Genomic DNA, 26,118 nt, shown 5'->3' with positions numbered 1-26,118 from the left:
TTTCGCGCACATGACCGACATCGCCGAGATTCCCGACACCGCTCTCATCGACCGCTTCGCGGCGATCGTAGGCGAAAAATACGCGTTGCGCGACCAGCGCGATATAGCACCCTACATCACCGAACGGCGCGGGCTATGGCATGGCGCGACATCGCTCGTGCTGCGGCCAGGCAGCGTCGAGGAGGTCAGCCGGATCCTGCGGCTGGCGACCGAGACGGCAACGCCAATCGTGCCGCAAAGCGGCAATACCGGGTTGGTCGGCGCCCAGGTGCCGGACAGGTCCGGCCGCGAAATCGTGCTGTCCCTGTCGCGGCTGAACCGCATCCGCGAGATCGATGCCTTGTCCAACACCGTGACGGCGGAGGCCGGCGTCATCTTGCAGACGTTGCAGGAAGCGGCCGATGCCGCCGACCGGCTGTTTCCGCTGTCGCTGGCCGCGCAGGGCTCCTGCCAGATCGGCGGTAACCTTTCCTCCAATGCAGGCGGCACCGGCGTGCTGGCCTATGGCAATGCGCGCGAGCTTTGCCTGGGCGTCGAGGTGGTGCTGCCGACGGGCGAAGTGTTCGACGATCTGCGCAAGCTGAAGAAGGACAATACCGGCTACGACCTCAAGAACCTGTTCGTCGGCGCCGAAGGCACGCTCGGCATCATCACCGCCGCCGTGCTGAAACTGTTCCCGAAGCCGAAAGGTCGCGAGGTTGCGTTCGTCGGCCTGCCGTCGGCCGAGGCGGCGCTGTCGCTGTTCAGCCTGGCGACGGACCGCGCCGGCGCCGCGCTCACCGCCTTCGAGCTGATCGGCAAGCGGCCCTACGATTTTACGCTGGCGCATGCCCAGGGCGTGGTGCGGCCGCTGGCGCAGGATTGGCCGTGGTATGTGCTGATGCAGATCTCGTCCGGCCGTTCACCGGAGGATGCCAGGGCCCTGATCGAGGACGTGCTCGGGGCCGGGCTGGAACAGGAAATCGTCGGCGATGCGGTGATCGCGGCCAGCCTCGCCCAGGGCGATGCCTTCTGGAATTTCCGCGAGGTGTTGCCCGACGCACAGAAGCCCGAGGGCGCCTCGATCAAGCATGACATTTCGGTGCCGGTGGCATCGATCCCACGTTTCATCGAAGAGGCCGCCGGCGCGGTGGCTTCGGTCAGCCCCGGAGCGCGCGTGGTCTGCTTCGGCCATATGGGCGACGGCAATCTCCACTATAACATCTCGCGGCCAGTCGACGGCGACGACCAGGCGTTCCTCGATCTCTACCACCCCATGAACAAGGCCGTGCACGACGTCGTGCGCTCCTTCCACGGCTCGATCTCGGCCGAGCACGGCATCGGCCAGTTGAAGCGGGACGAACTGATCGCCACCGCCCCGCCGATGGCGATCGACCTGATGCGCAGGGTCAAGGTGGCCTTCGACCCCGCCGGCATCATGAATCCTGGTAAGGTTATCTGATCCTTTCGGATTCAAGCGCTCGGTCGCATTCCGATAACCATCCCCGTGATCAGCAAAATTTAACCGACTTTCTTAAGCGCGGCGGTAAGGAGGCCGCGCTACTGTTTCCCCATAACGAGGCCGGGAAAACTGGCCCGGAGAGAACCGGACACCGGCTCTCAGGAGAAACAGGAAGGCATTCAATGAACACTGGACTGAAGCCAGTCTGGGCGGGACGCAACATGCGCCTCGACCCATTCCGCCTGCCGCAGGTGGTAAGCTACGCCACGCGCGACGACTATGGCGACGTGACCTTCACCATCGACCACCGTGGCGCCGTGATCCGCCGCCTGCTCGAGATGAGCGGCGTACCGGCAATCATCGCTCTGCCCGCCAATGCGTTCCGCGGCGTTGCCGCCCGCGCGATGGAGGACCCGGAAGGTAACGTCACGGTGACTTTGGAACTCCTGCACAATGATCCGATGCTGTCGGTGCCGCTGCTGGTGGCCGACGATCTCGACGACGTCGCCGCCGACTGGCGCGCCTGGGCCGACGCCTATCGCCTGCCGATGCTGTTGATCGAATCGGACGGCATCGCCCGCACGCTGGAGGAATCGCTCGGCGCCGCCATCAAGACGCTGCCGCCGCAGGACCGCCGCAAGGGCCGCGTTTCGACCATGCGCCGCCCGCGCTTCCTCGCCCGCCGCAGGGCGGGTGACCTCGGTCTCAGGCTGGTGATCGGCGGCGAGGAGATCATCGCGCGCGAATAGGCTGAAATTCTGTCTGGAAGGCTGGCGCCGGCTGCCGCCACCTTCTCTCCGTAAACGGGGAGAAGGGAAAGAAAACTACACCAGCGGCTTCAGCGCCACCCACAGCGCGCCGCCGATGAGGCCGAGGAAGATCAGCCAGCCGACCTGGTTGTTCGACCTGAACAGCCGCAGGCATTGATCCGGATTGTCGATATCCAGCACCAGGATCTGCCGCGCCATGTGGGCGCCGGCGGCGATAAGTCCGGCCAGAGCCACGACAGGGGCCTGCGCTGACGCGAAGGCGATGGCGAAGCAGACAAGCGCGCCGCCGTAAAGCCCGGCCAGCCACGACTTGGTGTTGTCGCCGAACAGGCGCGCGGTCGAGCGTACGCCGACGATGGCGTCGTCTTCCTTGTCCTGGTGCGCATAGATCGTGTCGTAGCCGATCACCCACAGGATCGAGCCGAGATAGAGCATGATGGCCGGCCCGTCGAGGTCGCCGAACTCAACCGCCCATCCCATCAGCGCGCCCCAGGAAAAGGCAAGGCCGAGAACCAGTTGCGGCCAGTTGGTGATCCGCTTCATGAATGGATAGATGGCGACGATGGCCAGCGAGCAGACGCCGAGCAGGACGGCGAAGCTGTTGAACTGCAAGAGCACGGCAAGTCCGACCAGTGCCTGCAGGATGACAAACAGCCACGCCCCACGCCGCGTGACCTTGCCCGACGGAAGCGGCCGCGAGCGCGTGCGCTCGACCTGATTGTCGATGTCTTCGTCAGCCAAGTCGTTGTAGGTGCAGCCGGCGCCGCGCATGGCGATGGCGCCGGCCAGGAACAGCACGAGATACAAGGGCGCCGGCAGCAGTGAAAGCAGCGGATCGCCCGGGCGCGGATAGGCGCTGGCCGCGAGAGCCGCGGACCACCAGCACGGCCACAAAAGCAACTGCCAGCCGATCGGCCGGTCCCATCGGGCAAGCTGTGCGTAGGGCCATATCGGCCGCGGCAGCACGCGGTAGACCCAATGGCCGTTCGGCGCGTCGGCGACGCGGCCCTGGGCTGCTTTCGACTGAACCGTTTCCATGACGATGGAGTGGCAGCAGCCGCGCAAACCGTCAAGCGGCGAGCAGGGCAGTGGCATTCGTCAGCGCTTCAGGAGGCGAAGATGTCGCGGGTGGAGAACCAGCCCTTTGCCACGTCGATGAAGGCCAGCACGGCATTGGGCAGGCGCTGATGCGTGTCATGGGTGAGGATGATGCGCTGCATGGGCAGCGGATCGGAAAGCGGTTTGCAGACGAGAGGCAAGCCGTCATAGCTGCGGTCGCCATGCGGCCTCGTGTAGCTGACGGCGACGCCGAAGCCGTTGGCCACCATGCTGCGCTGGAGTTCGAACGAGCTTGTCTGCCTGTCGGCGATCGGCGACAGGCCACGGCTGCGGAACAGGTCCAGCATGTGCTGCCAGCTATGCGGCTGGTCCGTCGTGATCAGCGGATAGGCGGCCAGATCGGCCAGGCTGACATCGGGACGATCCGCCAGCACGTGTCCGGCCGGCAAAAGCGCATGCGGCCTGAGTTCATGCAGCAGGATACGGGCGAAATGCGAAGGCAGGCCGAGATCGTAGGTGAGCCCGAGGTCGACGGCGGCATCGCCGAGGCGCCGCCCGAGCGTCTCGAAGGTCTCGTCGCGCACGATCACTGCAACCTCAGGATGGCGTTCCGAGAAGGCGCGGATCAGGGCCGGCGCGAAATAAGGCGCCAGATCTTCGAAGCATCCGAGCACCAGTTCGCCCCCGAGCGCCGACTTGCGCGAGCCGAGACCGATGAGCTCGTCCGTCTCGGCAAGGACCTGTTTCGCCTTGGCCACCACGGCGCGGCCGAAGGATGTCAGCGAAACGCCGCTTCCGCGCTGGCGCACGAAGAGTTTCTGGCCGAAATCCTGTTCGACCGCGTCGATGGCCACCGAAATGGACGGCTGTGAAACGTTCAACGCCCTGGCCGCGCGGGTAACGCTGCCATGGCGAGCGACGGCAACCAGATAGCGCAATTGCGTGAGGGTAGGGCTCATAGAATATAACTATATGACGGATCAGAAGTTATTATTTTACTGAATGAAAGAGGGTTGCGATAGTGGCATCGATCCCTGAAAGGAGAATGCCATGGCTTCCCGGACCGCACCTCGCGCGATCGACACAGGCTTGATCGATGCGCGGACAATAGCGGATTACCAGCGCGACGGCGCTGTCTGCATCCGCGGCGCTTTCAAGGACTGGGTCGAAACGATCGCCGCCGGCATCGAGCGCAACATGCAAAACCGCAGCGCCACCGCCTCGGACATCGCCAACGGCCGCGGCAGCTTCTTCGACGACTACTGCAACTGGGAACGCATTCCCGAATTCGTCAAGCTGGTGCGCGAATCGCCGGCGGCCGAACTGGCGGCCGCGGTGATGCGGTCGCGCACGGCGCAGTTCTTCCACGATCATGTCCTTGTCAAGGAACCGGGCACCCAGAAGCCGACGCCCTGGCATCAGGATATCCCTTACTACTTCGTCGACGGCCGGCAGACGGTGAGCTTCTGGATCCCTATCGACCCTGTAAAGGAGGCAACGCTGCGGCTGATTGCCGGCTCGCACAAATGGGACAAGATGATCCTGCCGGTGCGTTGGCTCGACGACAGCAATTTCTATGCCGACGAGGGCGACTACCTGCCGGTGCCGGATCCAGACACGGACCCCTCGCTGGAGGTGCTTGAATGGGAAATGGAGCCGGGCGATGCCATCCTGTTCGATTTCAGGACAGCGCATGGCGCGCGCGGCAACCTCACTGCGGCGCGGCGGCGGGCGCTTTCGCTGCGCTGGGTCGGCGACGACGCCCACTATGTCGAACGGCCGGGGCGCACCTCGCCGCCCTATCATGGCCATGGCATGCAGCCGGGGCAGAAGCTGCGCGAGGACTGGTTCCCGATCGTCTTCCAGAGCTGAGGCGCTTGCCCGAAATCGGCGGCGGAGGACGCCGCCGATTTTCTGGCAGGGGTAACGTTCCCGTGCGCAATTTCGACCAAATCGCCCGGATGCCTTGACCCGTCGTCCAGAGAGCAATAGCGGGTTCTTTGGAAGATTACAGGCATCAAGAGGTGGCCATGAACGTTCTTCTTCTCGGCTCCGGCGGCCGCGAACATGCGCTCGCCTGGAAGATCGCCGCGTCGCCGTTGCTGACCAAGCTCTATGCTGCGCCCGGCAATCCTGGCATCGGCCGCGAGGCGGAGCTGGTCAAGCTCGACATCGCCGATCATTCCGCTGTCGCCGCCTTCTGCAAGGACAAGCAGATCGACCTCGTAGTGGTTGGGCCGGAAGGGCCGCTGGTGGCCGGCATATCAGACGATCTGCGCGGCTGGGGCATCCGCGTCTTTGGCCCGTCGCGTGCGGCGGCGCGGCTCGAAGGATCGAAGGGCTTCACCAAGGATCTCTGCGCCAGATATGACATCCCCACCGCCACCTATGGCCGTTTCTCAGACCTGGCATCGGCCAAGGCCTATGTCGAGAAGATGGGCACGCCGATTGTCATCAAGGCCGATGGCCTTGCCGCGGGCAAGGGCGTCACGGTCGCAATGACGATGGATGAGGCGCTGGCCGCGCTCGACGCCTGTTTCGACGGCTCTTTCGGCACGGCCGGCGCGGAAGTGGTGATCGAGGAGTTTCTGACCGGCGAGGAGGCCAGCTTCTTCTGCCTGTGCGACGGCACTACAGCACTGCCCTTCGGCACCGCGCAGGATCACAAACGCGTCGGCGACGGTGATGTCGGCCCCAACACCGGCGGCATGGGCGCCTATTCGCCGGCCCCGGTAATGACGCCGCAGATGGTAGAGCGCACCATGCGCGAGATCATCGAACCGACCATGCGCGGCATGGCTTTAACGGGTGCATCCTTCGCCGGCATTCTCTTCGCCGGGCTGATGATAACGGACGAAGGGCCGAAGCTGATCGAATACAACACCCGCTTCGGCGACCCCGAATGCCAGGTGCTGATGATGCGGCTGAAGGACGACCTGCTGGTGCTGCTCAATGCCGCCGTCGATGGCCAGCTCGCGCACATATCGGCGCGCTGGAGCGACGAGGCGGCACTGACCGTCGTCATGGCCGCGAGGGGCTATCCCGGGACGCCCGAAAAAGGCTCGGTCATTCGCGGGCTCGATGAGGCTGCCAGCGAAGGCGCCCAGATTTTCCATGCCGGCACCGCCATCAATGGCGGTGCGCTGGTCGCCAATGGCGGTCGCGTCTTGAACGTCACCGCGGTCGGCGCGACTGTCGGCGAGGCGCAGGAGAAGGCCTATGCCGCGCTCGACCGTATCGACTGGCCGCAGGGCTTCTGCCGCCGCGACATTGGCTGGCAGGCCGTGGCGCGCGAAGCGGCAGGAGCAAGCTGACCGCAAGCATCCGGTCGCACAAATTCAGCGTTTGCCGCGGTCGGGTTCGGTAGAAGCGGTGCTCACCGGGTCCGCCGCCGCAGCGAAGGCGGCGTCGAGTTGCGCTGGGGTACGCTGCCCGGTGCGCTTCCAGGAGACATATTGGACGATGCCGAAGATCGGCCGCCGCGGCACCGTCTTCACGACAGGCATGCGGAACCCGTCGCGGAATTTCGACCAGCGCGAACCAAGCACCGCGACCATTTCCCCGAAACTCGGCGGCGTCGCCACATCGGCGTAGATGAGGGTGGTCTTGCCGGCCAAAGCGGCTTCGCGCGAGAGCGGCACCGGTACGCTGGCGAGATAATCCGCGGGCACGTCGATCAGCCCGCCGAACGGCCATTGCTGGCGCAGCATGGCGGCATCTGTCGGCGCGACGTTGACGTCGATGTCGTCCGGCGTCCCGGCTACCCTGTAGGGGCAACGGAAGCGGCCGCAATTGGCCTGCGCCGAAAACTGCCAGAGCGCATAGCCTTGCCAGTTGCCGATGGGAAAATGCACGTCGATGTCAGGCTTGTAGCGCGCGTACCAGAGCGGCAGCCGCGACAGCAGCCGGTATTTGTAGCTGTTGTCGGCGATATACTGGGCGGTCTTGCCATTGGTGTAGAGTACCGGGAAGCGGCCGATGCGCCGATGCACCTGGCGCACGAACGCCTCGGCGTCGTCGAGCGACATCCATTGCGCGGGATCGATGCCTTCGATGTCGAGGGCCATGAGGTCGTCCGGCGCGGGATCAGCGAAATCAAGGAAATTATTGGCCTGCTCGACCGGATTGCCGGGGCGGGCGAGGTGATAGGCGCCCCATTTCAGGCCGAGCGCCTTGGCGACCACCTTGCGCGTCTGGAACAGTTCGCGCGTCACCGCATGGCGTTTCCACAGTGCCTTGCAGAGTTTGACCTCGGTATCGTCTCCGGAGCAGGAATAGGGCGGCGACATGCCGTCGGAGGCTTTGTTGATGAAGCCGACGACGCGCCTGTCCGTGGCAAGCTGCGCCCAGTCGATGGAATTGTATTCGTAGGCATCGACGACAAGCGCCCGGTCGGCACTTTTCCACGGCTCGGAGAAATCCGAGGCCCTTGCCGCCGGTGTCAGCGCCATCATCGCCGCGAGAGCGATCGCTGGGCGGCGAAGAAGATGCGCCGTTCTCTTCAAACAGGAATCCCCGTTGATCAAAGGCAAATCCTGGACCGCTATGGTTAAGGATTCGCTTTCAAGGCAATGCGGTCCGTCAGCCGAACAGCTTCAATGCCGTCGCTACCGATAGGAACAGCGACAACCGCCGGTCTTGAAATGGCCTGAAACCATATTTGCAATAGAAGGCGGCGGCCTTGTCGTCCTTTGCGTCGACGATCAGTGCGAAGGAAGCAGGAGCAGCTTGGGCGCAGCGCCGAAGTGCATCCACGATCAGTATCGATCCTACTCTTTGTCCCTGATATCGGGTATCGACTGCCAACCTTCCGATCAATATGGCGGGCAGGACCGGGTAACGCGGTAGGCGTCTTGTCAGGTCTTCCGGCAGAGAAGTGATGGGCACACTTGACGCTGCAAGAGTGTAGTATCCGGCAATGAGATCGACATCACGGTCCGCGGCGACAAAGCAGTTTCTAACTCGGCGTTTGACGTCCTGGCTTGCCAACTCGTGTAGATATTGGTCGAGTGCCAGCACGCCACAGCTGAATGCCTTACGATCATACGATCCGCCCAGCGGCTCGATGATCAAGCCTAGACTCACCGGGATTCGACGACAACTCGCTTGTAGGCGTCGGCGGCTTTGCGCAGCGCTTCATTAGGTTCGGGCGGATTGAGAATGGCCTCTACCAGAGCGAGCTGATCCTCGATGGACAGGCGGATGATAGCGACCTCCTCAATGGTGCGTTGTGCAGCTTCCTGCGCTGCGGAGACCACGAAGTCGCTGACGCTGCGGCCCTGGATTTCGGCGGCACGTTTCACCACACTCAGCATATCCGGGGATATCCGAGCTTCGAGACGGGAGGTACGGGTCAGTTGGTTTGTCATTTCGATCACCTCTAGCACGGTATGTACGGGAATACATATCAAGTGCGACGGTCAGCGCGGCCGAATGGCTGAACTTCAAACGGATCCGGCGCGGGCTGTTGCGGCAGCGTGCCTTCGGCCGCGCGTTTGCGATGATGGGCGAGCGAGCATTTCGGCGAGCACAATATACCGCGATCCGACCAATAGGCGGCGCCGTTTTCCAATTCACCGTGATAGTATGAGAACCCCGCCGCCCGGTAGGGCAGGCCGCACTCGATACAACGGTAGGCGTCAGGTCTGGCAAGCATGAGTTGGTTTCCAGTCGGCTGGTTCTGGTCTGTTGCCGGTCGATTTTGACCCGGCGTCCATCGCATTTAATACGAGCCGGCGCGATTGCAAAATCAGCGTGACAAAATTTGACGTTTACGTAAAAAGAAGATGGGCGATCGCCCAAAGGCGAATACGGTGTGTGGCAAGCAGGTCCCACTCAGGTCCTAGGATCAGCCTGGCCGATGCATCAGGAGGAGCGAGCGGCATGTATCTGGCACCGGTCGAGGACATCGCGTTCACCCTCAAGCATGTGGCCGGCCTGAAGCCTGCCCTCGATGACGGCACGTTCGGCGATCTCGGCGAGGATCTCGTCGACGCCGTTCTTAGCGAGGCCGGCCGCTTCGCCACCGAAGAGGTCGCGCCGCTCTACAAGATCGGCGACGAGCACGGCGCGGTGCTGAAGGACGCGGCAGTGACCATGCCGCCGGGCTGGAAGGAACTTTATCGCCGCTGGATCGACGGCGGCTGGAACGCGCTCTCCGGCCCGGAAGGATATGGCGGGCAGGCGCTTCCGACCATGCTCGGCGTCGCCGCGCTCGAAATGTGGAATTCCGCCGCCATGGCCTTCGGCATTGGCCCGACGCTGACCATGGGTGCGGTCGAGGCGCTCGACAAGCACGCTTCGGAAGAGCTCAAGGCCAAGTATCTCGCAAAGCTCGTCTCCGGCGAGTGGATGGGCACGATGAACCTGACTGAGCCGCAGGCCGGCTCGGACCTCGCTGCCTTGCGCACGCGCGCCGAACCCGCCCGCGACGGCACCTACCGCATCTTCGGCCAGAAGATATTCATCACCTATGGCGAGCATGATCTCACCGACAATATCGTCCATCTGGTACTGGCGCGGCTGCCTGACGCGCCTGCGGGCACGCGCGGCATCTCGCTCTTCCTGGTGCCGAAATTCCTGGTCGGCGCGGACGGCTCGCCTGGCGCACGCAACGACGTCTTCTGTTCGGGCCTCGAGCACAAGCTCGGCATCCATGCCTCTCCGACCTGCACCATGATCTATGGCGACGGTTTTCAGGGCGCCAAGCCCGGCGCCATCGGATGGCTGATCGGCGAGGAGAACAAGGGGCTGGCCTGCATGTTCACCATGATGAACAATGCCCGCCTCGCCGTCGGGATGCAGGGCGTGGCGGTCGCGGAAGCCGCGACCCAGAAGGCGATCGCCTATGCCAATGAGCGCCGCCAGGGCAAGGCGGCGGATTACGCCGGCGCCGGCATGGCGCCGATCGTCCATCACCCCGACGTGCAGCGCAATCTCCTGACCATGAAGGCGCTGACGCAGATCGCGCGGGCGATCAGCTATTCCTGTGCCCATGCCATCGACCTGGCGCGCGTATCGTCTGGTGACCAGGCGGCGCATTGGCGCGACCGGGCCAACCTGTTGACGCCGCTTGCCAAGGCTTTTTCCACCGATATCGGCGTCGAGGTCGCCTCGCTTGGCGTCCAGGTCCATGGCGGCATGGGTTTCATCGAGGAGACGGGGGCTGCGGCACTCTATCGCGACGCCCGCATCGCGCCGATCTACGAGGGCACCAACGGCATCCAGGCGATCGATCTGGTGACCCGAAAACTGCCGCTGGGCGGCGGCGAGCATGTGCACGGCTTCATCGCCGAGCTTGCCGCTGTCGCCAGCGCCGTGCGGACATCGAATCTCGAAGGGTTTGGCCATACGGCCGATGCTCTCGACCGCGGGCTCGACGATCTGACGCAAGCGACACGTTTCCTGCAAAAACTGTCGGCCGATGGCCGGACTGGCGAGGCGCTTGCCGGCGCGACACCCTATCTCCGGCTGGTCTCGCTTGCAGCCGGCGGCGCCTACCTGGCGCGGGGCGCCGTTGCCGATCAGGGCCGCATCGCCCTTTGCCGCTTCTTCGCCGAAAACCTGCTCGGCGAGACAGGTGCCTTGAAGGAGCGCGTTGTCGACGGCGCCGCAAGCCTCGCCGCTGCCGGCAAGACATTGATTTCCGCCTGACGTTCACAAGGAAAGAACCGTGACAGACCATATCCTCGTCGAGCGCCAGGGCGCCATCCAGATCATCCGCATAAACCGCCCGGACAAGAAGAACGCGCTGACGCGCGCCATGTACGCCAAGATGTCGCAAACCTTGGCCGAAGGGGATGCGGATCCGGCAATTCGCGTCCATGTCTTTCTCGGCGTGCCCGGTGCCTTCTCCTCCGGCAACGACCTCGCCGATTTCATGGTCGTCGCCACTGGCGGCGAAGGCGGCACGGAAGTCTGGGATTTCCTGATGGCGCTGGCCAGGGTCGCAAAACCCATCGTCTCCGGTGTCGACGGCATCGCGGTCGGCATCGGCACCACGCTCAATTTGCACTGCGACCTGACCTTCGCCACGCCGCGCACCGTGTTCAGGACACCCTTCGTCGACCTCGGCCTTGTGCCCGAAGCGGGATCGAGCCTGCTGGCGCCGCGCATCCTGGGCCAGCAGGGCGCGTTCGCGCTGCTCGGCCTTGGCGAAGGCTTCTCGGCCGAACGCGCCAAGGCCGCTGGTCTGATCTACGAAGTTGTCGAGGAAGGAGCGCTGGAGGCGTCGGTTCTGGCGGCCGCCGGCCAGATCGCCGCCAAGCCGCCGCAGGCGCTCAGGATCGCGCGCGACCTGATGCGCGGCTCTCGCGAGGACCTCGTCGCCCGCATCAACGTGGAAAGCGAGCATTTTCGCGAGCGGCTGAAATCGGACGAAGCCCGCGCTGCACTGACGGCATTCATGACCAGAAAAAAATAGTTCGGCCCCCCGCCTCCCCTAGATGGGGAGGTCGGCCCGCAGGGTCGGGTGGGGTGGAGCGCCGACCTATCCCGCGTGCCTCGGTCGCCACTGGCCAGCCCGGGCTAGGCGCAGTGAGGATGTCGGCGCTAGTTTACAAACTCAGGGATAAAGCCGCGTCTTCTCCCAACCGCCCCCGGCATTGCGCGAAAACACCACGCGGTCATGCAGCCGAAACGGCCTGTCGTGCCAGAACTCGATCGTCTTCGGCACGATGCGGAAACCCGACCAGTGTTTTGGGCGCGGAATCTCGCCGATGGCGTAGCGGGCCGTGTATTCGGCCACCGCCTTTTCCAGCGCGAACCGGCTTTCCAGCGGCCGCGACTGTTTCGAGGCCCAGGCGCCGATGCGGCTGCCGCGCGGCCGTGTCGCGTAATAGGCGTCGGCCTCGGCATCGCTGACGATCTCCACCGGCCCGCGCACGCGCACCTGGCGGCGCAGCGATTTCCAGTGGAAGCACATCGCCGCCTTCATGCTGCCCAGGATCTCCCGGCCCTTGGCGCTTTCGAAATTCGTGTAGAACACAAAGCCGCTCTCATCGAAGCCCTTGAGCAGCACCATCCGCACATCCGGCATGCCCTCGGCATCGACGGTTGCCAACGCCACGCCGTTGGGGTCGTTCATTTCGCTTTTGGTGGCGTCGTCCAGCCATGCGGCAAAAAGGCGAAACGGCTCGGCGGCCTCGGTAAAGTCACCGCTTGTTAACTCAGTCTCACTCATAGTTTTTCTCAAATTTTCATCAAACAGGGGAGGTTGCCGATTGTCGCGTATCGCGCAAGCTTTTGACAGCAGGCAAGGCAGCCTATTTGCTTCAGCCAGCGCCAAAGCCGCGATCGTGATGATTGCCTTGCCGCTTGCCGCATGTGGCGCGGGCGGCTTCAGCCTGCAAAAAGCCGAGGTCGATCGCTCGATCCTGACCGGCAGCATTTCGGCTCCAGCCGCGTCGGCCGATTCGGACCGCGATTCCGACCAGACGACGATCGGCAACGCGGTGTCCTCCGCCGACATCGAGCAGCTCGGCGGTCAAGCCGTGCCGTGGGCCAATGCCGGTACGGGTTCGCGCGGCTCCATCACCGAACTGGCGGAATTGAAGGACGGGGGTCAGACCTGCCGCCGCTTCAAGGCTTCGCGCGAAAGCTTTGACGGCGTTGCCATGTTCGCGGGCGAACTTTGCCTGGCCAGCGCCGGCGGCTGGCGTATGCAGGACTTCAGGGCGCTTTGATCTTCCACCTCTGAAATAACGTCCAGCACTGGAATTTCTTCCTATGCGAGCGCATATAAGAGGCGACTATGGACTCACTCTTTCTCCAGGGCAGGAAGCATGCGCGACCCCTATGAGGTGCTGGGCGTTGCAAAGAACGCATCGGCCAAGGACATAAAATCGGCGTACCGCAAACTCGCCAAGAAGCATCATCCGGACCAGAATCCGAATGATCCCAAGGCGAAGGACCGTTTTGCCGCGGCCAATCAGGCCTATGAGATCGTCGGCGACGAGAAGACCCGTGCCGCTTTCGATCGCGGCGAGATCGACGCCGACGGCAAGCCGCGTTTCCAGGGCTTCGAGGGCGCCCCCGGTGGCGGTGACCCCTTCGGCGGTTTTCGCCGCCAGCAGCAGGGAGCCGGCGGTTCGCGATTCGAGTTCCGCTCCGGACGCCCTGGCGGCGATCCGTTCGATGGCAACAGCGATATCTTCAGCCAGATTTTTGGCGACGTCTTCTCCGGCTCGCGCGGCCCCGGCCAAAGCGGGGCAGGAATGGGTGACCGCCGCCAGCCGGCAACCGCCGCCGACCTCAATGTCACGCTCGACATTACCATCGAGGAAGCGGCGAACGCTGAAAAGGTCACGGCGATGTTCCCTGACGGTCGCAAGGTGGCGGTCAAGCTGCCGGCCTATGTCGAGGACGGGCAGACCATCCGGCTGAAGGGGCAGGGCGAGCAAGGGCCGGGCCAGCCCGGCGACGCGTTGGTCAAGATCCGCTTCCGCCGGCATCCGCGCTACCGCCTGGAGGGCCGCGACCTGCATGCCGATTTGCCGGTGGGGCTGGCCGATGCCGTGCTTGGCGCCAAGGTGGCCGTCGAAACGCCGACCGGCAAGCTCGCGGTCAACGTTCCCGCCTGGTCGAGTTCGGACAAGGTCCTGCGCCTGAAGGGCAGGGGCCTGCCGGAAAAGGCCGGCGGCCACGGTGATCTCTACGCCCATGTGCGCATCATGCTGCCAGAAGGCGGCGACAGCGCGCTCGAAGGGCTGTTGCGCAGCCAAAAAGGCTGATTGGCGGCTCTTGTCCCCGAACTGTCCCGTTTGAGCGCTTGAAGGGGCTCTGTGCCTGTGCGATAGGGCTCTCCACAAATAAGAAATCTTGCGGAGAGCACGCATATGGCGGGTGGACAGGGCCTGATGGCCGGCAAACGCGGCCTGATCCTCGGCGTCGCCAACAACAGGTCGATCGCCTACGGCATCGCCAAGGCATGCGTCGACCACGGCGCCGAGATCGCGCTGACCTATCAGGGTGAAGCGTTCAAGAAGCGGGTCGAGCCACTGGCCGCGGAACTCGGCGCCTTTGTCGCCGGCCATTGCGATGTAACTGATCCGGCGAGCCTCGACGAGGTTTTCGCCAATGTCGCCAATCATTGGGGCAAGCTCGACTTCCTCGTCCATGCCATCGCTTTTTCCGACAAGGACGAACTGACCGGCCGCTATGTCGAGACGACGCGCGATAATTTCCTGCGCACGATGGACATTTCGGTCTATTCCTTCACCACCATCGCCAAGCGCGCCGAGGCGCTGATGACCGATGGCGGTTCGCTTTTGACGCTGACCTATTACGGCGCCGAAAAGGTGATGCCGCATTACAACGTCATGGGCGTCGCCAAGGCCGCACTCGAGGCCAGCGTGCGCTACCTCGCCGTCGATCTCGGGGCCAAGAAGATCCGCGTCAACGCGATCTCGGCAGGCCCGATCAAGACGCTGGCCGCTTCCGGCATCGGTGACTTCCGCTACATCCTGAAGTGGAACGAATACAATTCGCCGCTGAAGCAGACGGTCACCCAGGAAGAGGTCGGCGATTCCGGCGTCTATTTCCTGTCCGACCTGTCGCGCGGCGTCACCGGCGAAGTGCATCATGTCGATTCCGGCTATCACGTCGTCGGCATGAAGGCGGTTGACGCACCCGATATTTCGACGGTCAAGGATTAACTCCCTCCGCCTATCCTCCGCCCAGGCCCTGGCCCGACCTCCGGAAGACCTGATGTACCCGCTGGTTTATATCGTGCGCCACGGCCAGACCGCGTGGAATGCCGAATTCCGGCTTCAGGGGCAGGCCGATACCGACATCAACGCGCTCGGCCGCGAGCAGGCGAGCGCAAACGGGCATCGGCTGGCTGACCTGATCTCCAATCCAGCAGAGTTCGATTTCGTCGCCAGCCCGATGCGGCGCACGCGCGAGACCATGGAGCGCATTCGCGCCGCCATGAAGCTCGACCCGGCTGCCTATGGGACCGACCCCCGCCTTGTTGAAGTGAATTTCGGCGACTGGCAGGGTTTCACCTTTGCCGAGTTGGAGACGCAATTTCCGGGTGCGAGCAGGACCCGTGCGCTGGACAAATGGAATTTTCAGCCGCCGGGCAAAGATGCCGAGAGCTACCAGATGCTACTCGAACGGGTAAAGCCGTGGTTCGACGCGCTCGAGCGCCAGACAGTCTGCGTGACGCATGGCGGCGTTATGCGCACCTTGTTTCGCTTCGTGCTTGACATGGCCGAGGACGATGCGGCGAAGCTGGCGATACCGCAGGACCGCGTGCTCAAGCTGGAAGGCGACACCTTGGGATGGCTTTAGGCACCCGGCACGATCCAGGAAGGCTCATGCAGGCTGCCGGCGCAGGTGCATAAAACGGCTGTAACGGCTCAACAAACGCCGAACAGCCGATTTGCATTGGAAGCCTAGTCGGAGTCGCTGTCAGGCAACTGCATATCGGTGACGACGTTTTCGCCGTTGGTCACGTCATAGGCGATGACGATGTCCATGCCCGGCTTCAGCGCGTCGAGATCGGTTTCCGCGTTCAGCTTGTAGGATTTGCCGTCGTCCAGCGTCAGGGTCAGCGCGTCCTTGTCGATCTTCTTGATCAGGCCTTCGGTCTGCCCGGCGAAAGCGGCGGTGCAAAGCAGGAATGTGGCGGCAACAGCGCCAATCAGGGTACGCATCATCGTCCTCTTTGGTATTGCGCCGGCATGGGTAGCGGCGGATCCTCAACGGCGAATGGAGCAGAGCAGAAACCAATCGAATGTGTCAAAACTAAATCCGAAGATCACGGTTTGACCCCTGTGGAAAACGCCAATAGAAGGCAGGCTTCAGTCGGCTCCGATGCCGGGCAGGGCACTTTGCGATGTCTCACAACACGTTCGGCCATCTTTTCCGCGTCACCACCTGGGGCGAAAGCCATGGGGCCGCATTGGGCTGCGTGGTCGACGGCTGCCCACCCGGCATCCGCTTCACGCGTGACGAAATCCAGGCCGAACTCGACAAGCGCCGGCCCGGACAGTCGCGCTTCGTCACGCAGCGCCGTGAGCCTGACGAAGTGAAGGTGCTGTCGGGCTTCATCCTTGACGATGACGGCGAGACGATGATCACGACAGGTACGCCGATCTCCATGCTGATCGAGAATGTCGACCAGCGCTCGAAGGACTATGGAGAGATCGCCCGCCAGTACAGGCCGGGCCATGCGGACTACACCTATGACGTCAAATACGGCGTGCGCGACTATCGCGGCGGCGGCCGATCCTCGGCGCGCGAGACCGCGGCTCGGGTCGCCGCCGGAGCCCTCGCCCGCAAGGTCGTGCCGGGCATGGTGGTGCGCGGTGCACTGGTATCGATGGGCGAGAAGTCGATCGACCGCGCCAACTGGAACTGGAATTTCATTGGCGACGCGGACAATCCGTTCTTCACGCCGGATCCGGCGTCCGTTCCCGTTTTCACGAGCTATCTCGACGGCATCCGCAAGGCGGGTTCCTCCGTCGGCGCCGTGATCGAGATCGTCGCCGACGGCGTTCCGGCCGGCCTCGGCGCGCCGATCTACGCAAAGCTCGACCAGGATATCGCGTCAGGCCTGATGTCGATCAACGCCGTCAAGGGCGTCGAGATCGGCAACGGCTTCGAGGCCGCCCGCATCACCGGCGAACAGAATGCCGACGAGATGCGCATCGGCAATGACGGCCAGCCGGTGTTCCTGTCCAACAATGCCGGCGGCATCCTTGGCGGCATCTCGACCGGCCAGGCGATCATCGCCCGCTTCGCCGTCAAGCCGACGTCTTCGATCCTGACGCCCCGGAAGTCGATCGACAAGGACGGCAACGACGTCGAAGTGATGACCAAGGGTCGCCATGATCCGTGTGTGGGCATTCGCGCCGTACCGATCGGCGAGGCGATGGTTGCCTGCGCAATCGCCGACCATTATCTGCGGCACCGAGGACAGACAGGTAAGGAAGGCAGTAGGGCAGTAGGGCAGTAGGGCAGTCTGTTAAGCTGCCCGCGAGACGAGCAATTTTTCCTTTCCCCTACTGCCTTACTGCCCTATTCCCCTACTCCCTTGCGAGCGAAGCGAGCATTCCATGTCTTACGACCAGAAGAAGATCGTCGAAGCAATCCGGGCTTTCGAGCGCGGCGAGATCGTCGTCGTCATGGATGATGACGGGCGCGAGAACGAGGGCGACCTGATCGTCGCCGCCGTCCATTGCACGCCGGAAAAGATGGCCTTCATCGTGCGCAACACTTCGGGCATCGTCTGCACGCCGATGCCGCGCGAGGAGGCCAAGCGCCTCAACCTTGCGCCGATGGTCGCCGACAATGATTCGGCGCACACCACCGCCTTCACCGTCAGCGTCGATTTCAAGCATGGTACCACGACAGGCATTTCGGCCGACGACCGCACGCTGACCGTGCGCAATCTCGCCAACGGCAATGTCGGCGCCTCCGATTTCGTCCGCCCCGGCCACATCTTCCCGCTCATCGCGCGCGAAGGCGGCGTGCTGATGCGTTCGGGCCATACCGAGGCGGCCGTCGATCTGTGCAAGCTCGCCGGCCTGCCGCCGATCGGCGTGATCTCGGAACTGGTCAATGACGACGGCACCGTCAAGCGCGGCCCGCAGGTCGCGGCTTTTGCCGAGGAGCACGGCCTCAAGCAGGTTTCTGTCGCCGACCTCATTGCTTACCGGCAACGCAAGGAAACGCTGGTCGAACGCGTGGCATGCTCCGAGATCGACACGCTCGGCGGCAAGGCGCAGGTCTTCACTTACACGCTGCCCTGGGATTCCATGCACCATGTCGCCGTCGTCTTCGGCGACATCCGCGACGGAGAAGAGGTGCCTGTGCGTCTGCACTCCGAGGACGTGGTGACGGACGTCTTCGGCACCAGCCACCGGCTGGACGGCATCATGAAGGCGATGGGCGAGCGCAAGCGCGGCGTCATCGTCTATCTGCGCGAGGGCTCGGTCGGCGTCGCCCACCAGGAGCGCAACCGGCCGGCGAGCGGCGACCGCGAGGATCACGAAGAGGCGCGCCGCCGCGAGAATGAATGGCGCGAGATCGGGCTCGGCGCGCAGATCCTGAAGGATCTCGGCATTTCCTCGATCAAGCTGATCGCCTCGCGCGAGCGCCACTATGTCGGCCTCGAAGGTTTTGGCATCCACATCGCCAAGACCGAGATTCTCTAGGTTCGACGGCGGCAATAGCGTCCGATCCGCTGAACCGGACGCGTCATGGTTCATTCCGCGGCAGCGACGGCCGCTTCACACCCATCCAACTCGCATTTGTGAGTGGCAAGACTGCGCTGGCCGAGCAGCACCGTGACCAGCGCGATGCCGCCCGCGACCACCGAGACCCAGAACCCGTTCTGGGCGCCGAACGCATCCACCACCGCGCCGGCGGCGAAAGAGCCCAGCGCCATGCCGATGCCGATTCCCGTTGTCACCCAGGTAATGCCCTCGGTCAGCATCGCTTCCGGCACATGCCGTTCGATCAGGCCGAATGCCGTGATGAAAGTCGGCGAGATCGCCACGCCGCTGATGAAGACGGTCAGCGCCAAAATCGGCACGCTGTCGGCGGTGAGCGGCAAAATCGTGCTGACTGCGATGATGGCGACCGCGACGGTCAGCTGGCGCTGTAGCGGCGTCTTGAGGTTGAGCGCGCCGACCACGATGCCCAACACGAACGATCCCAGCGCATAGACGCCGATCACCAGGCTTGCGGCACCGGCTTGGCCGAACTCCTTGGTGATCGCCACGGTGCTCACTTCCGTCGTCGCGAAGGTCGCGCCGATGAAGATCAGGGTGAAGGTGATGATCTGTACCGGCCGCAGGCGGATTGCCGAGCCAGTCGAACCATGGTCCACCGGCCGCACTTTCGGCTCGGTCGATCGCTGCAGGATGAATGCTATCGAGCCCAAAGCGAGAAACAACGTGCTCGCCAGCATGCCTGCTTCCGGAAACAGCGCCGCACTGAGGCCCACCGACAGCGACGCGCCGGCGATATAGACCAGTTCGTCGGCCGCCGATTCGAAGGCGAAGGCGGTGTTCATCTCCGGCCGGCCGCGAAAAAGCTCGGTCCAGCGCGCGCGCACCATTGCCGGCATGCTGGGCATGGCCGCTGCCAGCAGCGCCGACACGAACATTGTCCATACCGGCCAATCCTGGTTGGCCGACGCAATCAGCAGCAGGAATGCCAGCACGGAGATGATGGTGGTGGGCACGACGATCCATGTCTGGCCGAGGCGGTCGACCAGCCTGGAGATCTGCGGCGCCAGGAAAGCGTTGGCCAGCGCGAATGTCGCCGAGACGGCACCCGCCAGCCAGTATTCGCCACGCGTCTGCGACAGCATCGCCACGATGCCGATCGGCGCCATGGCGATCGGCAGGCGCGCCATGAAGCCTGCAGCGGCAAAGCCCTTGGCGCCAGGGGCTCGAAAGATCTCGGAATAGGGGTTCTGCATGGTCCGTTCCTCGACAAAAGGCGATTCGGAAATTACATACGATGCGTATGAACTAAATAGATCATACGTCGCGTATGTCAATTGGCATACGTGACGTATGTGGATAAGGCCAGAAGAGATGCACAAGCCCCGCAGGGAAATGATCGCCGAAACGCGCGCCAAATTGATTGCCGCGGCCCGGCATGCGTTCGGAACGATCGGTTATGCCGAGGCATCGATGGATGATTTCACCGCATCGGCCGGGCTGACGCGCGGTGCGCTCTATCATCATTTCGGGGACAAGAAGGGGCTTTTGCAGGCGGTTATCGCCGAGATAGACGCCGAGATGGCGGCACGGGTGAATGAGGTTGCAGCGAAAGCACCGACCCGCTGGCAAAGCTTCGTCGACGAATGCACGAGCTACATCGAAATGGCGCTGGAGCCGGAAATCCAGCGCATCATGTTTCGGGACGGTCCGGCCGTGCTGGGGGATCCCGCGCAATGGCCGAACGCCAATGCCTGCGTCGCGTCGATGACCGATCACCTGACGACGCTGCAGGGCGACGGGGTAGTTGTCCCGGGCGTAGACCCCGAGACCGCGGCACGGCTGATCAACGGGGCGAGCAGCCAGGCGGCGCAGCGGATCGCCAATTCGAACGACCCGGAAGCGACATCAAAGACCGTGGTGGCGGCATTCAAGCAACTGCTCGAAGGATTGTTGAGGAATGATGCCGGAGCCGCCTGACGACGGCAGGCCGCCGGCAGCTCTGGGCATGCCGTATCCGCAATCAAATCAAGGGTTTGTCAGACTTTTCGCATGTTGCCGCCTTGAGGCGTGCGATCGTTGATTTGAGCGGAACTTCGCCCTGTCCGCAAAACGTCTCGCTCATGATCAGCTCGGGCAGCGGCAGCCGCCGCCCCCAGCCATGTGTTTCGAGGTCCGGTTTCGGCGCGAACTCCGAGACACGGCCGACACAGAGATAGGCCACCGGCGTCACATGCTCGGGAATCGACAGAAGGCCTTTCAACGCCTGCGCCTCGATAATGCTGACCCAGCCAACGCCGACGCCTTCGGCGCGCGCCGCCAGCCAGAAATTCTGCACCGCGCAGACCGTGCTGTAGAGATCCATCTCGGGATTGTGCCAGCGTCCCAGCGGCGAACCCTGTGAGCGTCGGCGGTCGCAGGTGATACAGATATTGAGCGCGCTTTCGCAGATGCCTTCCAGCTTGAGCTTGCGGTAGAGCGCCCGCCGCTCTTCCTCGATCGCCGGCAATTCCTGCTCGCGCGCCGCGAGGAACAGGTCGCGCACCTGTTCCCGTCGTTCGGTGCCACGAATGACGATGAAATTCCATGGCTGCATGAAGCCGACCGATGGCGCGTGATGGGCGGCAAGCAGCAGCCGCGCCAAGACCTCGTCGTCGACGGCCTCTGATGTAAAATGGCTGCGGACATCGCGCCGCGTGAACATGGCGCGGTAGACCGCATCGCGCGCCATCTGGTCGAATCCGTCACCCACGGGGATGGTCATATTGTCCGGCATCGCTTGTCCCCTTGCGATTGCAATCAACTGCCGTCCGCCTGACCATGCGGATGACGATGCCTGCCAGGCCGGTCTTCTGGCTCGGGATCAACCCTCATCCGGCGCCTTCCCGTCCTCGACAGTGGCATTTACCGGCGCGGTCCCCCTTACAGCGTTGGGCACGCCACGGTATCAAACCGTGTTCCCGATTCTCCCGCTCGCGGCGGGCACCAGGCAGTGGCCGGGACTTTACGACGAAGCCCCTGCGCCGCCAATCCCCGCGGCGACGCGAATGGACGCAGGCGCGATTTTCCCCAGCCATCAGGCCGCAACGCATGGCCATCGCCGCGCCGGGGCACTAGATAGGGGGCATGGCCACTCGTCTCTACACCCATCCGATCTTCCTTGAGCACATCACGCCGCCCGGCCATCCGGAGCGGCCGGACCGCTTGCGCGCCATCGAGCGCGTGCTCGACGACGAGGCTTTTGCCGCGCTCGACCGCCTCGAGGCGCCGGAAGGCGACGAGGCCACCATTCTCTACGCGCATCCCGAGGATTTCGTCGAGCGGGTACGCGCCGCCATTCCCGAGACGGGCATCGCCCGCATCGATGCCGACACAACGGCCAGCCCGAAGAGCTGGCAGGCGGCGATCACCGCGATCGGAGCCGCCAACGCCGCCGTCGACGACGTCTTTGCCGGCAGGGCAGACAACGTTTTCGTCGCCGCCCGGCCGCCCGGCCATCATGCCGAGAAAGCGACCGCGATGGGCTTCTGCCTGTTCAACACGGCGGCCATCGCCGCACGTTATGCACAGCACAAACACGATATCGAACGTGTCGCCATCGTCGACTGGGACGTGCATCACGGCAACGGCACGCAGGATATTTTCTGGGACGATCCGTCCGTGCTTTATTGCTCGACGCACCAGATGCCGCTCTACCCGGGCACCGGAGCAAAGAACGAAACCGGCGCCGGCAACATCGTCAACGCGCCGCTTGCGCCGCAGACCGGCAGCGAGGCGTTCCGCGATGCCTTCCTGTCGCGCGTGCTGCCCTCGCTCGACAATTTTGCACCCAACCTGATCATCATTTCGGCCGGCTTCGATGCGCATCATCGCGACCCGCTGGCCGAGATCAACCTGACCGAGGATGATTTCGACTGGGCGACCGGCCAACTCATGCAGCGCGCGGCGCGCCACAGCGGCAACCGGCTCGTCAGCCTGCTCGAGGGCGGCTACGATCTGCAAGGATTGGCATTTTCGGTCGCCGCCCATGTCGGGCGACTGATGAAAGGATGAATGATGGCTGGTGAAACCAACGAAGACGTCAAGGCGATGAGCTTCGAACAGGCTCTCGACGCGCTGGAGAAGATCGTCGATGATCTGGAGCGTGGCGATGTGCCGCTCGACCAGTCGATCAGGATCTACGAGCGCGGCGAGGCGCTGAAGGTGCATTGCGACCGGCTGCTCAAGGCGGCCGAGGACAAGGTGGAGAAGATCAGGCTGTCCCGCGACGGCAAGCCGGTCGGGACGGAGCCGCTGGACGCGGATTGAGGCACGCAGCCGTCTCTCTGGTTTTTGACACGATCATGATTGAGGATAGAACGCGTCCCGATTGAAACGGCTCCAGGACAAGAGGAGATACGGAAGCGATGTGCAGAAACATCAAGACCCTGTTCAATTTTGATCCGCCGGCGACCAACGACGAGGTGCGCGATGCAGCCCTTCAATTCGTTCGCAAGCTGAGCGGAACGACGCGGCCTTCGAAGCAGAACCAGCACGCATTCGACCATGCCGTCGAGGCCATCGCGGCGTCGGCGCGCGAGCTTCTCGATTCGCTTGAAACCAACCAGCATCCGCGCAATCGCGAGGAGGTTGCGGCCAAGCTGCGGGCGAAGGCGGCGATCCGCTTTGCCTGATCTGGCCAAAGCAGCCATCGGCCGCTGACAAGGAGAGTTCATGAGCTTCTTTCCCGGGAAGGATCCTGAAGCCGGCGATGCCTTTGCCAGCGACCAGATCGAATTGATGGTCATTCCGAACGCCAAGGACATTGGCGGTTTTCAGGTTCGCCGCGCCTTGCCGACCGCCAAAAGGCGGCTGGTCGGTCCCTTCATCTTCTTCGACCGCATGGGCCCGGCCATCCTGCGTGCCGGTCAGGCGCTCGACGTCCGGCCGCATCCTCATATCGGCCTGTCGACGGTCACCTACCTGTTCGACGGCAGGATCAGGCATCGCGATTCGCTCGGCACCGAGATGGTGATCGAGCCGGGTGACGTGAACCTGATGACCGCCGGCCGCGGCATCGTCCATTCGGAGCGCACGCCGGAAGAACTGCGCGGCGCGCCGATGTCGGTCTCGGGGCTGCAGACATGGTTGGCGCTGCCGGACGGCAAGGAGGAAGTGGCGCCGGTTTTCGAAAACACCGCTGTCGCGCGGCTTCCCGACATCGACGCGGAAGGCGTCAGCGGCCGCATCGTCATAGGCGATTTCCAGGGGCTGCGTTCCCCGGTGCGAGCCGATTCCGAGACGCTCTACGCCGACCTCAGGCTGGCGCCCGGCGCCAGCGTGAAAATCCCTGCCGACGCGGAAGAACGCGCCATCTATACGCTGGAAGGCGAGGTCTCGATTTCCGGCGACGTGTTTCCGGCGGAACGGCTTCTGGTGTTCCGGCCCGGCGACGAGATCGTCGTATCCTCACAGGCTGGTGCCCATTTCATGCTTTTCGGCGGTGCCTCGCTGGGCTCGAAGCGCTACATCTGGTGGAATTTTGTCTCGTCCTCCAAGGAGCGCATCGAACAGGCCAAGCAAGAATGGAAGACCGGCCGCTTCGACATCGTTCCCGGCGATGAGGAAGAGTTCATTCCACTGCCGGAAGGCTGAGGAAGTCGACGACGGGGCGTGCCTTTCGCGTCATTTGGCAGGCATTTACTTTCGCCTGCCGGCGGCCTATCCCGCGCATGAACAGAAGCTTGGGCCTACCCGTGAACGCAACGCCGCATACGCCGCTTCTCGACAAGGTCCGCATCCCGGCCGAGCTGCGCACGCTTTCCGAAAGCGAATTGCCGCAACTGGCATCGGAGCTTCGCCTCGAACTGATCGACGCGGTGTCGCGCACCGGCGGTCATCTCGGCGCCGGGCTTGGCGTGGTCGAACTGACCGTGGCGCTGCACTATGTCTTCAACACGCCCGATGACCGGTTGATCTGGGATGTCGGCCACCAGGCCTATCCGCACAAGATCCTGACCGGGCGCCGCGATCGCATCCGCACCCTGCGGCAGGAGGGCGGCCTCTCCGGCTTCACCCGCCGCACCGAAAGCGAATACGATCCGTTTGGCGCCGCCCACTCCTCGACGTCGATATCGGCCGGCCTCGGCATGGCGGCGGCCCGCGATCTTGCCGGCGGCCGCAACAATGTCGTCGCTGTCATCGGCGACGGCGCCATGTCGGCCGGCATGGCCTACGAGGCGATGAACAATGCCGGTGCGCTCGATGCCCGCCTGATCGTCATCCTCAACGACAACGACATGTCGATCGCCCCGCCGACCGGCGCCATGAGCGCCTATCTGGCGCGCCTGGCCTCTGGCAAGGCCTATGTCGGCCTGCGCGACTTCGGCAAGAAACTGACCTCGTATCTTGGCAAGCGTGCCGACCGTGCCATCACCAGGGCGGTCGAGCATGCGCGCGGCTACGTCACCGGCGGCACGCTGTTCGAGGAGCTCGGCTTCTACCACATCGGTCCGATCGACGGTCACAATCTGGACCATCTGATCCCGGTGCTGAAAAATGTCCGTGACAATGGCAAGGGCCCCGTGCTGATCCATGTCGTCACCCAGAAGGGCAAGGGCTACGCGCCGGCCGAGGCCGCGGCCGACAAATATCACGGCGTCAACAAGTTCGACGTCATCACCGGCGCTCAGGCCAAGGCCCCGGCCAACGCGCCGGCCTATACCAAGGTGTTCGCCGAAAGCCTGATCCGGGAGGCCCAGGAGGACGAGCGCATCGTCGCCGTCACCGCCGCCATGCCGGGCGGCACCGGGCTTGACCTGTTCGGCGAAGTGTTTCCGGCCAGGACCTTCGACGTCGGCATCGCCGAACAGCATGCGGTGACGTTCGCGGCCGGCCTCGCGACCGAAGGCTACAAGCCGTTCGCGGCGATCTATTCGACCTTCTTGCAACGTGCCTACGATCAGGTCGTGCACGACGTGGCGATCCAGAAATTGCCGGTGCGCTTCCCCATCGATCGCGCCGGCTTCGTCGGAGCCGACGGCGCCACCCATTGCGGCGCCTTCGACACCACCTTCCTGGCCTCCCTGCCGGGCTTCGTCGTCATGGCGGCGGCCGACGAGGCGGAACTGCGCCACATGGTGCGCACCGCGGCAACCTACGATGACGGCCCGATCGCCTTCCGCTATCCGCGCGGCAATGGCGTCGGCGTTGACATGCCCGATCGCGGCTCGGTGCTCGAAATCGGCAAGGGCCGCATCATCAGGGAAGGCGGCAAGGTGGCACTCCTCTCCTTCGGCACGCGCTTGCAGGATTGCCTGATCGCGGCCGAGGAGCTGGGCGCGGCCGGGCTTTCGACCACCGTCGCCGATGCGCGCTTCGCGAAGCCGCTCGACGAGGACCTGATCCGACGGCTGGCCCGCTCGCACGAGGTTCTGGTCACGGTGGAGGAGGGCGCCGTCGGCGGCTTCGCCAGTCACGTTTTGCAGTTCCTCGCCCATGAGGGCCTGCTGGAAAGCGGCCTGAAAGTGCGCCCGCTTGTGCTACCGGACGTGTTTGCGGACCACGCCAAGCCGGAAAAGATGTATGCCGATGCCGGTCTCGATGCCGCCGGCATCGTCCATACGGTTTTCACCGCCCTCGGGCAGGCGGTCCGCGCCCAGCGCGCCTGACTCGACACATCAAGCGC

General features: G+C 63.9%; 28 protein-coding genes and 1 riboswitch. Of the genes, 18 read left to right on the top strand and 10 right to left on the bottom strand.

Translation table 11 applies throughout. The features are described from left to right. Positions 1–10 precede the first annotated feature (10 nt). Together FJ972_RS22855 and FJ972_RS22850 are read left to right on the top strand one after the other, a co-directional pair. Positions 11–1,441, top strand: a complete 1,431-nt coding sequence (locus tag FJ972_RS22855; RefSeq protein ID WP_140520822.1) for an FAD-binding oxidoreductase — start codon at positions 11–13, stop codon at positions 1,439–1,441. Positions 1,442–1,623: 182 nt separating this feature from the next. Then, complete coding sequence (locus tag FJ972_RS22850) at positions 1,624–2,190, top strand: DUF6101 family protein (protein ID WP_140498020.1); 567 nt, start codon at positions 1,624–1,626, stop codon at positions 2,188–2,190. A gap of 75 nt (positions 2,191–2,265) precedes the next feature. Here FJ972_RS22850 and ubiA read toward each other — a convergent pair whose 3' ends face one another. Together ubiA and FJ972_RS22840 are read right to left on the bottom strand one after the other, a co-directional pair. After that, the gene (ubiA, locus tag FJ972_RS22845; protein WP_181172069.1) at positions 2,266–3,249 is read right to left on the bottom strand and encodes a 4-hydroxybenzoate octaprenyltransferase; all 984 of its coding nucleotides are present in this window, start codon (positions 3,247–3,249) and stop codon (positions 2,266–2,268) included. Between the two features lie 68 nt (positions 3,250–3,317). Beyond that, positions 3,318–4,229, bottom strand: a complete 912-nt coding sequence (locus FJ972_RS22840; RefSeq protein ID WP_140498023.1) for a LysR family transcriptional regulator — start codon at positions 4,227–4,229, stop codon at positions 3,318–3,320. 91 nt (positions 4,230–4,320) lie between these two features. On the opposite strand from FJ972_RS22840, the gene FJ972_RS22835 reads away from it, so the two are divergent. Together FJ972_RS22835 and purD are read left to right on the top strand one after the other, a co-directional pair. Beyond that, positions 4,321–5,142 (top strand): phytanoyl-CoA dioxygenase family protein, encoded by an 822-nt coding sequence (locus FJ972_RS22835; RefSeq protein WP_140520821.1) that lies wholly within the window; start codon positions 4,321–4,323, stop codon positions 5,140–5,142. A gap of 158 nt (positions 5,143–5,300) precedes the next feature. Beyond that, positions 5,301–6,584 carry a phosphoribosylamine--glycine ligase gene (gene purD, locus FJ972_RS22830; RefSeq protein ID WP_140520820.1) on the top strand — a complete coding sequence of 428 codons (1,284 nt, stop codon included), beginning with the start codon at positions 5,301–5,303 and terminating at the stop codon, positions 6,582–6,584. Positions 6,585–6,608: 24 nt separating this feature from the next. Here purD and FJ972_RS22825 read toward each other — a convergent pair whose 3' ends face one another. The 4 genes from FJ972_RS22825 to FJ972_RS22810 form a co-directional block, all read right to left on the bottom strand. After that, a complete protein-coding gene (locus FJ972_RS22825) occupies positions 6,609–7,724 on the bottom strand; it encodes a glycoside hydrolase family 25 protein (RefSeq protein ID WP_140520964.1) in 1,116 nt (371 codons plus the stop codon). Between the two features lie 127 nt (positions 7,725–7,851). Beyond that, positions 7,852–8,343 carry a GNAT family N-acetyltransferase gene (locus FJ972_RS22820; protein WP_226880376.1) on the bottom strand — a complete coding sequence of 164 codons (492 nt, stop codon included), beginning with the start codon at positions 8,341–8,343 and terminating at the stop codon, positions 7,852–7,854. A gap of 8 nt (positions 8,344–8,351) precedes the next feature. Next, the gene (locus FJ972_RS22815; protein WP_140520818.1) at positions 8,352–8,639 is read right to left on the bottom strand and encodes a DUF1778 domain-containing protein; all 288 of its coding nucleotides are present in this window, start codon (positions 8,637–8,639) and stop codon (positions 8,352–8,354) included. A gap of 38 nt (positions 8,640–8,677) precedes the next feature. Then, positions 8,678–8,926, bottom strand: coding sequence for a hypothetical protein (locus FJ972_RS22810; protein ID WP_140498033.1), 249 nt, complete (start codon positions 8,924–8,926; stop codon positions 8,678–8,680). A 227-nt stretch (positions 8,927–9,153) separates the two neighbouring features. On the opposite strand from FJ972_RS22810, the gene FJ972_RS22805 reads away from it, so the two are divergent. Next, on the top strand, positions 9,154–10,923 hold the full coding sequence (locus tag FJ972_RS22805) for an acyl-CoA dehydrogenase (protein ID WP_140520817.1): 1,770 nt from the start codon (positions 9,154–9,156) through the stop codon (positions 10,921–10,923). 19 nt (positions 10,924–10,942) lie between these two features. Continuing rightward, positions 10,943–11,692, top strand: coding sequence for a crotonase/enoyl-CoA hydratase family protein (locus FJ972_RS22800; RefSeq protein ID WP_140520816.1), 750 nt, complete (start codon positions 10,943–10,945; stop codon positions 11,690–11,692). A 141-nt stretch (positions 11,693–11,833) separates the two neighbouring features. On the opposite strand, the gene pdxH is transcribed toward FJ972_RS22800, so the two are convergent. Then, the gene (gene pdxH, locus FJ972_RS22795; protein ID WP_140498039.1) at positions 11,834–12,451 is read right to left on the bottom strand and encodes a pyridoxamine 5'-phosphate oxidase; all 618 of its coding nucleotides are present in this window, start codon (positions 12,449–12,451) and stop codon (positions 11,834–11,836) included. 40 nt (positions 12,452–12,491) lie between these two features. Here pdxH and FJ972_RS22790 point away from each other — a divergent pair, with 40 nt between their 5' ends. The 4 genes from FJ972_RS22790 to FJ972_RS22775 all read left to right on the top strand — a co-directional run bounded on the left by FJ972_RS22790 (position 12,492) and on the right by FJ972_RS22775 (position 15,564). Further along, positions 12,492–12,953, top strand: a complete 462-nt coding sequence (locus FJ972_RS22790) for an RT0821/Lpp0805 family surface protein (protein WP_140498041.1) — start codon at positions 12,492–12,494, stop codon at positions 12,951–12,953. A gap of 99 nt (positions 12,954–13,052) precedes the next feature. After that, the gene (locus FJ972_RS22785) at positions 13,053–14,000 is read left to right on the top strand and encodes a DnaJ C-terminal domain-containing protein (RefSeq protein WP_140498043.1); all 948 of its coding nucleotides are present in this window, start codon (positions 13,053–13,055) and stop codon (positions 13,998–14,000) included. 105 nt (positions 14,001–14,105) lie between these two features. Next, positions 14,106–14,924 (top strand): enoyl-ACP reductase FabI, encoded by an 819-nt coding sequence (gene fabI, locus FJ972_RS22780; protein ID WP_140498045.1) that lies wholly within the window; start codon positions 14,106–14,108, stop codon positions 14,922–14,924. A 52-nt stretch (positions 14,925–14,976) separates the two neighbouring features. Next, positions 14,977–15,564 carry a histidine phosphatase family protein gene (locus tag FJ972_RS22775; RefSeq protein ID WP_140520815.1) on the top strand — a complete coding sequence of 196 codons (588 nt, stop codon included), beginning with the start codon at positions 14,977–14,979 and terminating at the stop codon, positions 15,562–15,564. 104 nt (positions 15,565–15,668) lie between these two features. Here the strand turns inward: FJ972_RS22775 and FJ972_RS22770 are convergent, their stop codons facing one another. Then, positions 15,669–15,929: a DUF1344 domain-containing protein gene (locus tag FJ972_RS22770; RefSeq protein WP_140498049.1), complete on the bottom strand. Its 261-nt coding sequence runs from the start codon at positions 15,927–15,929 to the stop codon at positions 15,669–15,671. A gap of 182 nt (positions 15,930–16,111) precedes the next feature. Here FJ972_RS22770 and aroC point away from each other — a divergent pair, with 182 nt between their 5' ends. Both aroC and ribB read left to right on the top strand, forming a co-directional pair. Then, on the top strand, positions 16,112–17,233 hold the full coding sequence (gene aroC, locus FJ972_RS22765; RefSeq protein ID WP_140520814.1) for a chorismate synthase: 1,122 nt from the start codon (positions 16,112–16,114) through the stop codon (positions 17,231–17,233). A gap of 100 nt (positions 17,234–17,333) precedes the next feature. After that, entirely contained in the window at positions 17,334–18,434 is a 1,101-nt protein-coding gene (gene ribB / locus FJ972_RS22760; protein WP_140520813.1) for a 3,4-dihydroxy-2-butanone-4-phosphate synthase, read from the top strand. Positions 18,435–18,484: 50 nt separating this feature from the next. On the opposite strand, the gene FJ972_RS22755 is transcribed toward ribB, so the two are convergent. Continuing rightward, positions 18,485–19,708, bottom strand: coding sequence for an MFS transporter (locus FJ972_RS22755; protein WP_140514810.1), 1,224 nt, complete (start codon positions 19,706–19,708; stop codon positions 18,485–18,487). Positions 19,709–19,826: 118 nt separating this feature from the next. On the opposite strand from FJ972_RS22755, the gene FJ972_RS22750 reads away from it, so the two are divergent. Beyond that, a complete protein-coding gene (locus tag FJ972_RS22750) occupies positions 19,827–20,432 on the top strand; it encodes a TetR/AcrR family transcriptional regulator (protein ID WP_140520812.1) in 606 nt (201 codons plus the stop codon). A 43-nt stretch (positions 20,433–20,475) separates the two neighbouring features. On the opposite strand, the gene bluB is transcribed toward FJ972_RS22750, so the two are convergent. Continuing rightward, complete coding sequence (gene bluB, locus FJ972_RS22745; protein ID WP_140520811.1) at positions 20,476–21,228, bottom strand: 5,6-dimethylbenzimidazole synthase; 753 nt, start codon at positions 21,226–21,228, stop codon at positions 20,476–20,478. Positions 21,229–21,276: 48 nt separating this feature from the next. Further along, positions 21,277–21,457: riboswitch (cobalamin riboswitch) on the bottom strand. Between the two features lie 121 nt (positions 21,458–21,578). Between bluB and FJ972_RS22740 the strand changes: the two genes are divergently transcribed. The 5 genes from FJ972_RS22740 to dxs all read left to right on the top strand — a co-directional run bounded on the left by FJ972_RS22740 (position 21,579) and on the right by dxs (position 26,101). Then, a complete protein-coding gene (locus tag FJ972_RS22740) occupies positions 21,579–22,505 on the top strand; it encodes a histone deacetylase family protein (protein WP_140520810.1) in 927 nt (308 codons plus the stop codon). A gap of 3 nt (positions 22,506–22,508) precedes the next feature. Continuing rightward, positions 22,509–22,760, top strand: a complete 252-nt coding sequence (locus FJ972_RS22735) for an exodeoxyribonuclease VII small subunit (protein ID WP_140498064.1) — start codon at positions 22,509–22,511, stop codon at positions 22,758–22,760. A 98-nt stretch (positions 22,761–22,858) separates the two neighbouring features. Next, on the top strand, positions 22,859–23,125 hold the full coding sequence (locus tag FJ972_RS22730; protein WP_010914875.1) for a DUF2277 domain-containing protein: 267 nt from the start codon (positions 22,859–22,861) through the stop codon (positions 23,123–23,125). Between the two features lie 40 nt (positions 23,126–23,165). Next, positions 23,166–24,086 carry a pirin family protein gene (locus FJ972_RS22725; RefSeq protein ID WP_140520809.1) on the top strand — a complete coding sequence of 307 codons (921 nt, stop codon included), beginning with the start codon at positions 23,166–23,168 and terminating at the stop codon, positions 24,084–24,086. Between the two features lie 77 nt (positions 24,087–24,163). After that, complete coding sequence (dxs, locus tag FJ972_RS22720; protein ID WP_181173451.1) at positions 24,164–26,101, top strand: 1-deoxy-D-xylulose-5-phosphate synthase; 1,938 nt, start codon at positions 24,164–24,166, stop codon at positions 26,099–26,101. Positions 26,102–26,118: the final 17 nt, after the last annotated feature.

Origin of the sequence: Mesorhizobium sp. B2-1-1, from assembly GCF_006442975.2 — a bacterium.
Taxonomy (GTDB): Bacteria; Pseudomonadota; Alphaproteobacteria; order Rhizobiales; family Rhizobiaceae; genus Mesorhizobium.
This window is presented reverse-complemented; position numbering and strand designations above follow the sequence as displayed.

Coding starts and splice junctions, on each gene's coding strand:
- FJ972_RS22855 (WP_140520822.1), top strand. CDS start 11: ATGACCGACATCGCCGAGATTCCCGACACCGCTCTCATCGACCGCTTC.
- FJ972_RS22850 (WP_140498020.1), top strand. CDS start 1,624: ATGAACACTGGACTGAAGCCAGTCTGGGCGGGACGCAACATGCGCCTC.
- ubiA (WP_181172069.1), bottom strand. CDS start 3,249: ATGGAAACGGTTCAGTCGAAAGCAGCCCAGGGCCGCGTCGCCGACGCG.
- FJ972_RS22840 (WP_140498023.1), bottom strand. CDS start 4,229: ATGAGCCCTACCCTCACGCAATTGCGCTATCTGGTTGCCGTCGCTCGC.
- FJ972_RS22835 (WP_140520821.1), top strand. CDS start 4,321: ATGGCTTCCCGGACCGCACCTCGCGCGATCGACACAGGCTTGATCGAT.
- purD (WP_140520820.1), top strand. CDS start 5,301: ATGAACGTTCTTCTTCTCGGCTCCGGCGGCCGCGAACATGCGCTCGCC.
- FJ972_RS22825 (WP_140520964.1), bottom strand. CDS start 7,724: ATGATGGCGCTGACACCGGCGGCAAGGGCCTCGGATTTCTCCGAGCCG.
- FJ972_RS22815 (WP_140520818.1), bottom strand. CDS start 8,639: ATGACAAACCAACTGACCCGTACCTCCCGTCTCGAAGCTCGGATATCC.
- FJ972_RS22810 (WP_140498033.1), bottom strand. CDS start 8,926: ATGCTTGCCAGACCTGACGCCTACCGTTGTATCGAGTGCGGCCTGCCC.
- FJ972_RS22805 (WP_140520817.1), top strand. CDS start 9,154: ATGTATCTGGCACCGGTCGAGGACATCGCGTTCACCCTCAAGCATGTG.
- pdxH (WP_140498039.1), bottom strand. CDS start 12,451: ATGAGTGAGACTGAGTTAACAAGCGGTGACTTTACCGAGGCCGCCGAG.
- FJ972_RS22785 (WP_140498043.1), top strand. CDS start 13,053: ATGCGCGACCCCTATGAGGTGCTGGGCGTTGCAAAGAACGCATCGGCC.
- fabI (WP_140498045.1), top strand. CDS start 14,106: ATGGCGGGTGGACAGGGCCTGATGGCCGGCAAACGCGGCCTGATCCTC.
- FJ972_RS22775 (WP_140520815.1), top strand. CDS start 14,977: ATGTACCCGCTGGTTTATATCGTGCGCCACGGCCAGACCGCGTGGAAT.
- FJ972_RS22770 (WP_140498049.1), bottom strand. CDS start 15,929: ATGCGTACCCTGATTGGCGCTGTTGCCGCCACATTCCTGCTTTGCACC.
- aroC (WP_140520814.1), top strand. CDS start 16,112: ATGTCTCACAACACGTTCGGCCATCTTTTCCGCGTCACCACCTGGGGC.
- ribB (WP_140520813.1), top strand. CDS start 17,334: ATGTCTTACGACCAGAAGAAGATCGTCGAAGCAATCCGGGCTTTCGAG.
- FJ972_RS22755 (WP_140514810.1), bottom strand. CDS start 19,708: ATGCAGAACCCCTATTCCGAGATCTTTCGAGCCCCTGGCGCCAAGGGC.
- FJ972_RS22750 (WP_140520812.1), top strand. CDS start 19,827: ATGCACAAGCCCCGCAGGGAAATGATCGCCGAAACGCGCGCCAAATTG.
- bluB (WP_140520811.1), bottom strand. CDS start 21,228: ATGCCGGACAATATGACCATCCCCGTGGGTGACGGATTCGACCAGATG.
- FJ972_RS22740 (WP_140520810.1), top strand. CDS start 21,579: ATGGCCACTCGTCTCTACACCCATCCGATCTTCCTTGAGCACATCACG.
- FJ972_RS22735 (WP_140498064.1), top strand. CDS start 22,509: ATGGCTGGTGAAACCAACGAAGACGTCAAGGCGATGAGCTTCGAACAG.
- FJ972_RS22730 (WP_010914875.1), top strand. CDS start 22,859: ATGTGCAGAAACATCAAGACCCTGTTCAATTTTGATCCGCCGGCGACC.
- FJ972_RS22725 (WP_140520809.1), top strand. CDS start 23,166: ATGAGCTTCTTTCCCGGGAAGGATCCTGAAGCCGGCGATGCCTTTGCC.
- dxs (WP_181173451.1), top strand. CDS start 24,164: ATGAACAGAAGCTTGGGCCTACCCGTGAACGCAACGCCGCATACGCCG.